Source organism: Immundisolibacter sp. (assembly GCF_041601295.1).
In the GTDB taxonomy this organism is placed as follows: Bacteria; Pseudomonadota; Gammaproteobacteria; order Immundisolibacterales; family Immundisolibacteraceae; genus Immundisolibacter.
The window spans coordinates 1-8,038 of the sequence record NZ_JBFIII010000112.1; the positions used below are offsets into that span (position 1 = coordinate 1).

8 protein-coding genes are annotated in these 8,038 nt (G+C 62.8%); 3 read left to right on the top strand and 5 right to left on the bottom strand.

The features are described 5' to 3' along the window. On the bottom strand, positions 1–828 hold an 828-nt coding region (locus ABZF37_RS12520; RefSeq protein ID WP_372720410.1), incomplete at its 3' end, for an ABC transporter substrate-binding protein. A 106-nt stretch (positions 829–934) separates the two neighbouring features. Further along, complete coding sequence (locus ABZF37_RS12525) at positions 935–1,756, bottom strand: p-hydroxycinnamoyl CoA hydratase/lyase (protein ID WP_372720412.1); 822 nt, start codon at positions 1,754–1,756, stop codon at positions 935–937. A 299-nt stretch (positions 1,757–2,055) separates the two neighbouring features. Here ABZF37_RS12525 and ABZF37_RS12530 point away from each other — a divergent pair, with 299 nt between their 5' ends. The 3 genes from ABZF37_RS12530 (at position 2,056) to ABZF37_RS12540 (ending at position 5,503) form a co-directional block, all read left to right on the top strand. Further along, on the top strand, positions 2,056–3,528 hold the full coding sequence (locus ABZF37_RS12530) for a UbiD family decarboxylase (RefSeq protein WP_372720414.1): 1,473 nt from the start codon (positions 2,056–2,058) through the stop codon (positions 3,526–3,528). Between the two features lie 103 nt (positions 3,529–3,631). Then, positions 3,632–5,068 carry a UbiD family decarboxylase gene (locus tag ABZF37_RS12535; RefSeq protein ID WP_372720416.1) on the top strand — a complete coding sequence of 479 codons (1,437 nt, stop codon included), beginning with the start codon at positions 3,632–3,634 and terminating at the stop codon, positions 5,066–5,068. A gap of 48 nt (positions 5,069–5,116) precedes the next feature. Then, positions 5,117–5,503 carry a DUF488 domain-containing protein gene (locus ABZF37_RS12540; RefSeq protein ID WP_372720418.1) on the top strand — a complete coding sequence of 129 codons (387 nt, stop codon included), beginning with the start codon at positions 5,117–5,119 and terminating at the stop codon, positions 5,501–5,503. Positions 5,504–5,566: 63 nt separating this feature from the next. Here the strand turns inward: ABZF37_RS12540 and ABZF37_RS12545 are convergent, their stop codons facing one another. The 3 genes from ABZF37_RS12545 to ABZF37_RS12555 all read right to left on the bottom strand — a co-directional run bounded on the left by ABZF37_RS12545 (position 5,567) and on the right by ABZF37_RS12555 (position 7,921). Beyond that, complete coding sequence (locus ABZF37_RS12545) at positions 5,567–6,523, bottom strand: VOC family protein (protein ID WP_372720420.1); 957 nt, start codon at positions 6,521–6,523, stop codon at positions 5,567–5,569. 74 nt (positions 6,524–6,597) lie between these two features. Next, the gene (locus tag ABZF37_RS12550; protein ID WP_372720422.1) at positions 6,598–7,524 is read right to left on the bottom strand and encodes a VOC family protein; all 927 of its coding nucleotides are present in this window, start codon (positions 7,522–7,524) and stop codon (positions 6,598–6,600) included. Positions 7,525–7,591: 67 nt separating this feature from the next. Then, on the bottom strand, positions 7,592–7,921 hold the full coding sequence (locus ABZF37_RS12555) for a 2Fe-2S iron-sulfur cluster-binding protein (RefSeq protein WP_372720424.1): 330 nt from the start codon (positions 7,919–7,921) through the stop codon (positions 7,592–7,594). Between the last annotated feature and the right edge of the window lie 117 nt (positions 7,922–8,038).

The following is an 8,038-nucleotide window of genomic DNA, read 5'->3' on the forward strand; positions in this document are numbered from 1 at the left end:
AGCCCGCCGCAGTCCGGCCAGGTCAATGGCCCCGTCCGTATTCCAGACAGGCAGGGTACGGGTAAAGGCCAGGTCCAGGACTGCCGGGTCGTAAGCAGGGGCTTGCTTCAGAAGCAGGGCGCGCAGGGCTTCCGGATGCGCCTGACAGTGACGTACACCGCGCAGATATGCGCGCAGCAAGCGGCGCAGCAGGTCGGGTTGTTGCTCTACAAACGCTGCCCGCGCCACTAACAGTCCCCACTGGAAATGCGGCTCGGCGATGCTCGCCGCATCCACCACGCGCAGGACACCCGCCGCTTCCCCCTGCGCTACCAGGGGTTCCACCATGAGCTGGGCGGACAGCCCACCGCTTGCCATGCCATCGACGGTTTCGTACCGGCTCCACAGCTCGTGGTAGCGCACGTCCCGATCCGGATCGAGTCCGGCACGGGTTAGCAGCATGCGCATCAGGTGGCCATCGCAACTGCCTCTGGACAGCACGCCGACGGTGCAGCCGCGCAGCTGGGCAAGGTCCGTGATCTCCGGCCGCACCACCAGCAGGAAGTGATCCAGGTTGCCGATGACGCTGCTGGCGACGATGCGTCCGTCCGGAAAGCTGCCGTTGCCGACTGCCTGCAGGAACGGCGGGGTGCCCATGCGGCCAAGGTCAATCTCGCCGCGACCCATGGCCTTGGCCAGCGCATCACCGCCCGCCACCACGCGGATGCTCAAGTCGATGCCTTCGTCGGCAAAGAAGCCCTGCTCGAGCGCCATCAGAAACGGCCAGTCGTGCTGGCCGCCCTGGTTGGCGTGGCCCCAGGTGAAGGGGCTGAGGCTGGGTCGCGTCATGGAACTGGGCCGGGTTTGTGCGGACAACCGAGTGATTGATGGAACAGGGCGCGTGGATCGTCAAGGCAAGGGGCCATCCCTGGCCCGTTTCGGTTGTCAGGCGGTCTCAAACGTCCTTGGTCAGCTCGTAGGATTGCAGGCCGGGCTTGAACTCGCGCTTCTTGAACGAGACCAGCGCCGTGCGGACCCAGTCGTCGTTGGTCTCACGGGACAGTTCCCACATCTTGGCCATTTCGTAGTCGATGGCCGCCTCGAAGTCCATTCCTTTGACTTTCTCGTAGACCTCCTTGGTCTTGCCGAGCACGACGCGGCCCAGGCGGGTCAGCATTTTCACCACGCGTTCGGCTTCGGCATCCAGCCCGGCCCGGGGTACAGCGTTGGTGGCGTAGCCCATTTCCAGCGCCTGCTTGCCGGTGAACGTCTCGCCGGTCAGAGCGTAGTAGAGGGCTTTTTTGCGGGACGGGATGTTGTTGGCGTAAGCCCATGTGGTGCCACCGCCGGGAAAGATGCCGAAGTTGATCTCGGACAGGCCCCAGGTCGACTCCTCCGCCGCGATCACGATATCCAGGATACCGGCCAGCGCCATGCCGCCTCCGAAGCACCAGCCGTTGACCTTGCCGATGGTGACCGCCGAGTTGTTTTTCAGGCGCGTGAACCAGCCGAAGGCATCGTGGTTGATCTGCGCCATCAGTTCCGGCTTGTCGAATGGCTCAAGGAAGCATTGCTCCAGGTCCATTCCGGCACAAAATGCATCGCCCGCGCCGGTGATGACAATCACTTTGCAGCGTGCGGCGGCGATTTCGTCGAGCACCTTGCACATCTCAGCATGCAGGGTAGGGCTCATGCAGTTTCGCTTCTCGGGCCGGTTGAACGTGACGTACGCGGCGGTGTCCTTGATGTCCAGCAATACAGTCTGGTATGTGCTCATGGCGCTCCTCTCGATGGCTTGGATTATTTCTTGATGAGTGAGGACGCGCGGTGCTTTTGCTGCGCGCCGCGGACCTTGACCCTTCGGCGAGGGGTAGCCGCCCGCGTAATGTAGCAGCCTGGGTGATGCCATTGCGCGGTGTCCGAGTCAGGTCTATAACAAACACTCGGTCGGGAACCCGGGAGCTGCCACGCACAGCCCGACCGTGACGCTGGCGGCCGGCCGTGCACGATGCGCTGCTTTCCCATTCGCGCAGGGAGCGAGAAGCTTTGCATCACTATTAGGAAGGAGACAAAGACATGGACCAGAGAACCCAGACCCCGACCCATACCGGACTGATGGACTTCCGCGCCTGGATACACGAGCTTGAACGCACCGGCCACGCCGTGCGCATTGACGAACAGATCGACCCACTAACTGAAGCTGGTGCGATCATGCGCCTGGCCAACGAGCGCCAGGCACCCGCGCAGCTGTTCACCAATCTGAAGGGCGCCATGCCCGGGTCCAGCCTGCTGGGCGGCCCGTTTGCCACCAAGGAACGTATCGCCATCGCCTTTGGCCTGCCGGCGGACACCCCGTATTCGGTGCTGACCGACGTGTTTGCCGATGCCCTGCACGGCAAGCGCATCAAGCCGGTGATCGTGCCGACCGGCAGCTGCCAGGAGAACGTGCTGCTGGGCGACGACGTGGATCTGGACCTGCTGCCGGTCGCCAGGCTGCACCCGCAGGATGGCGGGCCGTACATCGGTACGCTGAACATCGGCGTGTGCAAGGACTTCGACACCGACTGGGTGAACTGGGGCACCTACCGGGGCATGAAGCACGACAAAAAGAGCACCGGCCTGTGGTTGGGGCCGCTGAACCAGGGCGGGCAAATCCTCAAGAAATACCGCGCCGCAGACAAGGTGATGGAATACGCCATGTTCTTTGGCGGCGACCCCATGCACAACATCGTAGCCTCATCCAGTGTGCCGCCCGGCGTGTCGGAAGTGGACGTGGTCGGTGGCATCCGCGGCGAGCCGGTGCAGCTGGTGAAGTGCAAGACGGTGGATTTGTACGTGCCGGCGAATGCCGAAATCGTGCTCGAAGGCACGGTCAGTCCCGACGATGAAAAAGAAGAAGGGCCGTTCGGCGAATACCCCGGTTACGTGGTGTCGGGCACCAATGCCCGGCCGGTGTTCCGCCTGACGGCGCTCACCTACCGCAGCAACCCCATCCTGCCGGCCACCTGCCTTGGCGTGCCGGTGGACGATGCCGTCATGTGGGTGCTGGAAGTAGCGGCCAGCGTCAAGGAAGCGCTGCGCGCCAAGGGCGTGCCGATCGTGGATGTGGCGGTCCCGGAGTTCAGTGGCTGTCACGCGGTGGTAGTGTCCACCAAGACTCCGTATGCCGGTATTCCGCAGCTGATTTCCAGCGTCAGCTGGACTGATCGCAACGCCAGCTACTTCCCGTACGTGATCGTGGTGGACGAGGACGTCGACCCCTGGAACCTGGGCGAGGTGTTCCACGCCATGTGTACCAAGTGCAACCCGGTTCGCGATATCCACATTCACCCCGGCTACATCAACAGCCCGTTGACGCCGTACATCGCCGGCCATCCGCTGCGCGAGCTGGGTGCCGGTGGTGGCAATGTGTTGTTCGACTGCACCTGGCCCATCGAGTGGACGGCCGAGCAGCGGCCGCATCGCCTGGCGTTCAAGAACACCTATCCGGACGCAGTGAAGGAGAAGGTGTTGGCAAATTTCGCCCGTTGGGGCCTAGAACCCAAGTAATAAAACGTTGCACCCCAGGGACGCCTGTGCGTCCCTGGGGTGGTCAAGCAAGCCAGCCCCGGACAAACCGGTCTGCGCGCATCATCTTTGATACGAGGCACTGATGGACTTTCGTGTCTGGTTGAGCGAGCTCGAACGTACCGGTCATCTGGTGCGCATTGCCGATGCAATCGACCCGCTGACTGAGGCCGGGGCCATCATGCGCCTGGCGAACGAGCGTAAGTCTCCGGCCCAGTGGTTCACCAATCCCACTGGGGCCATGCCGGGTGCGACGCTGCTCGGCGGTCCGTTCGCCACCAAGGAGCGCATTGCGATGGCCTTCGGGCTGCCGCCTGACACGCCCTATTCAACGGTGGTGGAATCATTTGCCAATGCCCTGCGGGGCGAACGCATCAAGCCCGTGGTGGTGCCGGACGGTGTCTGCCAGCAGAACATCCTGCGGGGCGAGGAGGTCGACCTGTCTGTCCTGCCGATCGCCAAGCTACATCCGCAGGACGGTGGGCCCTACATCGGCACCTTGAATATCGGCGTATGCAAGGACCCTGACTCGGATTGGGTCAACTGGGGCACCTACCGCGGCATGGTGCACGACAAGCGCAGCACAGGACTGTTTTTGACGCCGTTTTCGCAAGGCGGACACATTCTGAAGAAATATCACGCTGGTAAGCCGGCGATGGAATACGCCATGTTTTTTGGCGGCGATCCGATGCACAACATCATCGCCTCGTCGGGCGTGCCGCTCGGCGTTTCGGAGGTGGACGTGGTGGGCGGCATTCGCGGCGAGGCGGTGCAGCTGGTCAAATGCAAAACAGTTGATTTGAATGTGCCCGCGAATGCCGAGATCGTGCTGGAAGGGACCGTCAGTCCGGGCGATAACAAGATCGAAGGGCCGTTCGGCGAGGTCACCGGCTACGTGGTCACCGGTTCTGTTTCGCGGCCCGTGTTCCGACTATCGGCGTTGACCTGGCGTAATGAACCGATCCTGCCGGCGACCTGCCTGGGAGTGCCGGTGGACGACGGCATCATGTGGGTGGTGGAGGTAGCCGGTAGCGTAAAGGAAGCGCTTCAGGTCAAAGGTGTGCCGATCGTGGATGTGGCGGTGCCCGAGTGCTCTGGCATGCAGAGCGTGGTTGTCTCGACCAAGACGCCATATGCCGGCATTCCACAACTGATCTCCAGCGTGGTCTGGACCGATCGCAATGGCCGCTATTTTCCCCTTGTGATCGTGGTGGACGAGGACGTCGATCCTTGGAATCTTGGCGAGGTATTCCATGCCATGTGCACCAAGTGCAACCCGGTCCGTGACATTCACATTCATGCGGGTTACTACAACAGCCCTTTATCGCCTTATCTGGCGAATCATCCCCAGCGTGAGGTTGGAGGCGGAGTCGGTGGCGGCAATCTGCTGTTGGACTGCACCTGGCCAATCGACTGGAAACCGGAACAGCGCCCGCACCGTTTAGCGTTCAAAAACACGTATCCGGAAGCGATCAAGGACAAAGTGTTGGCGAACTTTGCCCATTGGGGCTTGCAGCGCTGACAAACGTACCTAGCTGGCAACGGCGCGGGGTAAGGAGAACAAGGGTTTGTGGCCGTTCGCATCGTAAGGCTGGGCAGTCCACGGCTAGCCGGCGAGGGGACGCGTATAGGGACTGTGCGCCGGCCACCAAGAGGCGTTCCGAAAAGCCAGTTTGCGGCACAGGACTGGTACGACGTCTGGTACCCCGATCTGGCACCGAGCGCCGATACCGTGCGCCTTGGGCTACAGGCCGCTACCGATGTGCAGTGGGCAAGCTTCGTCAAGCGCTACCGTACTGAAATGGCCAGTCCACAAAACAGTCGCACGCTGGAGCTACTGGCCACCCTATCGCGGCACGCGGACTTCTCGGTGGGCTGTTACTGCGAACACGAGGCCCGCTGCCATCGTTCGGTGCTGCGCGCCCTGCTACTGGAGCGCGGCGCGCTCGTGATCTAGGAAACTGCCGATTTACTCAGCGCTTCCCCAAGGGCCGAAGACCGACCGGTATTGGTCGGTGCCCTATAACGAAGGCTCCAGGAATGCCGCTTGCAGATCCCGGTCGAAGTAGGACAACGCCTTGCCCAGTTGCGATTCGGTCCAGCGCACGGCCTCGAATTCCGGATGTACTTCGGTAATGCGCCCGCCGGAGCACAGTTCCAGGCGCACGCCAAACGGGTCGTGGAAGTGCAGCGAGAAGGTCTTGCCGTAGGACTGGCGGGTTGGGCCGTAGATGTCGATATTGACGCCCGCCTCGCGCAAGTATTGGCCGTCGATCAGGATGTCGTTCGGGTCTTCCTTGGTAAAGGCGATGTGGTGCAGGCGCCCGGCCGGGCCGGGGAAGATGGCCAGCTCCTGGCCGCCAGCCTCTTTCTGCATACGAAATACCAGTGCCGAGAGCAATTTCTTTCCGTCGTTGCTGTCGATACGCTCGGAAATCACGAAGCCCAACGCCTGGGTCAGGAAATCCACCGCGGCCTTCGGATCTGCCACCGTGATGCCGGCGTGGTTCAGGAAAAATGGCGCCGGGGTCCCGCGCAGCGCCCGCGGCGTCACCCAGTCGGGTGAGTCGAAGCCGGTCATGTAGCCGGTCTGTGACAGTTCGGCGAACAGGCGCAGCGTGGGGCCACCGGGGATGGCGAAGGTGACCGACTCGCCCATGCCGGACAAAACACCTGCCGGCTCGCGCGTGATGGCCACGCCGGCTTGCTCGACCTTGGACGTCAGCAGGGCGAGGTCGCCAGTATCGCGGACCTGAAAGCCGATCTCGACCAGCCGGTTCTCGGGTGCTTCATCCAGCACCAGACTGTAGGGGAAGGCCTCGTGCCAGCAGCGTAGGTAGAGCCGATCCGGTTGGCGTGAGGTTTCGACCAGTCCCAGGGATTCACAATAAAAAAACTGCGCCTGGCGCAGGCGCGAGTCGTTCAGTGCCAGACGCACATAGGCAATGCGGATAATGCCGCCGTGTTTCAGGGCCATGCCGGGGTTCTCCGAGTCTCCTTCGCCCGCCGCGGCGGGCCACTGTTGTTGTGTCTTGTCGCCGGTCCGCCGGGTCAGGTGACTTCGGCGAAAAACGCCTCCGGTACGGCGTTCTCGTAATAGAAAGCGCCACGGGGAAAGTGTTCCGCCTGCCAGACGATGGGTGGCACCCAGCCAGGGGCGCCAGGGGCCAGATAGGCACCGTTGTAGAACTCGTTGCGATTGCCGGACGGGTCGTGAAAGTAAATGGTGGTGACGCCCGCAATGCCATGGCGGGTAATGCCGTATTCGAGGGCTGGGACGGCTTTTTCCTTCAGCAGGTCCACGCCGTGGATGACCTCGGTGCGGCTGTCCATGCCGAACGCCATATGGTGAAACGTACCGTCCGGACCCGGGCCGATCGCCAGGTCGTGCATGGTGTGGCTGCAGGTAAGGAAGGCGGCGAGGGTATTGCCGGCCGGATCGATGACTTTCTCCGTAAGAGAAAAATCAAGTACTTCGGTTAGGAACTTCACGTCATCTTGCGGGTTTTGCGCCGAGATCAGCGTGTGGTCGAGATGTGTAACACGACCACCCGGGGTGCTGTGCGCGGACACCGGACTGGGGTTCTCCATGCCGGTGAGGTAGCCCACCTTGTCGGCATGGAAATAGAGCAGCATCTGTTGGCCGGAAGGCAATGGAAAACGCACGCCCTCGCCCTGGCCCTTGACCGCTCCGGCAGGTATCCGCGTCACCGGTAGACCGTAAGCGGTCACCGCGGCAGCGGCTTCGTCCAGGTCCGCCCGGTCGCTGACTTTGAAGCCCAGGTGATCAACACCGGCAGTCTTGGCCGGATTCAGGATTACGCAGTGATGGTCCTGGGTGTCAGCCGCTTGCAGGTAAACGCGACCATCCGTGTCACGATCGGTTTCTCGCAGGCCCACGACGTGCACGTAGTGCTGCGCGGCGGCCTCGACGTCCATGACGTTCATGCTGGCGTAAGAGAATCGGCTGATGGCCATATCTGGCTCCTCCGGTGGGGATTACTCTGGGTCTAGCGCGGTCCGTCCCTGGCGTGTTCGCTCTCGATTATCTACCTATAAGCCGTGATAGCGGTGAGTTCTCGACATGGCGCCACGGGTGGGCGGTTTCTATCACCAGCGCGCTGGTCGGCACGGCGCGGCACAGCAGCGCGTAGCAATCGCTGCCGGAGGCTTCGTCGAGCCAACGGGCCGAGGCGGGCAGGGGATAGTGCACCGTGCCTGCAACAATGCGCGCCCGACAGGCGCCGCAGCCGCCTTGCTCGCAGGCGACATGGATGGTGATTGCGGCCCGGCGGGCGGCGGTGACCACTGTTTCGGCCGCCTCACAGGCAAAGCTCACCTCCGGCTGGTTCGCGTGGCGCAAGGTCACCTGCATGGCGGCTGGCTAGGCCGCGGCGCCGGCCGTGGGCAGGGCCGCTGCCAGACGGTCGCGGAGCAGATACAGGCAAGCGCTCCCCTTGCCGGCCTCACTGGCCAGCAATTTGAGCGCCTC

Coding starts and splice junctions, on each gene's coding strand:
- ABZF37_RS12555 (WP_372720424.1), bottom strand. CDS start 7,921: ATGCAGGTGACCTTGCGCCACGCGAACCAGCCGGAGGTGAGCTTTGCC.
- ABZF37_RS12545 (WP_372720420.1), bottom strand. CDS start 6,523: ATGGCCCTGAAACACGGCGGCATTATCCGCATTGCCTATGTGCGTCTG.
- ABZF37_RS12525 (WP_372720412.1), bottom strand. CDS start 1,756: ATGAGCACATACCAGACTGTATTGCTGGACATCAAGGACACCGCCGCG.
- ABZF37_RS12535 (WP_372720416.1), top strand. CDS start 3,632: ATGGACTTTCGTGTCTGGTTGAGCGAGCTCGAACGTACCGGTCATCTG.
- ABZF37_RS12550 (WP_372720422.1), bottom strand. CDS start 7,524: ATGGCCATCAGCCGATTCTCTTACGCCAGCATGAACGTCATGGACGTC.
- ABZF37_RS12530 (WP_372720414.1), top strand. CDS start 2,056: ATGGACCAGAGAACCCAGACCCCGACCCATACCGGACTGATGGACTTC.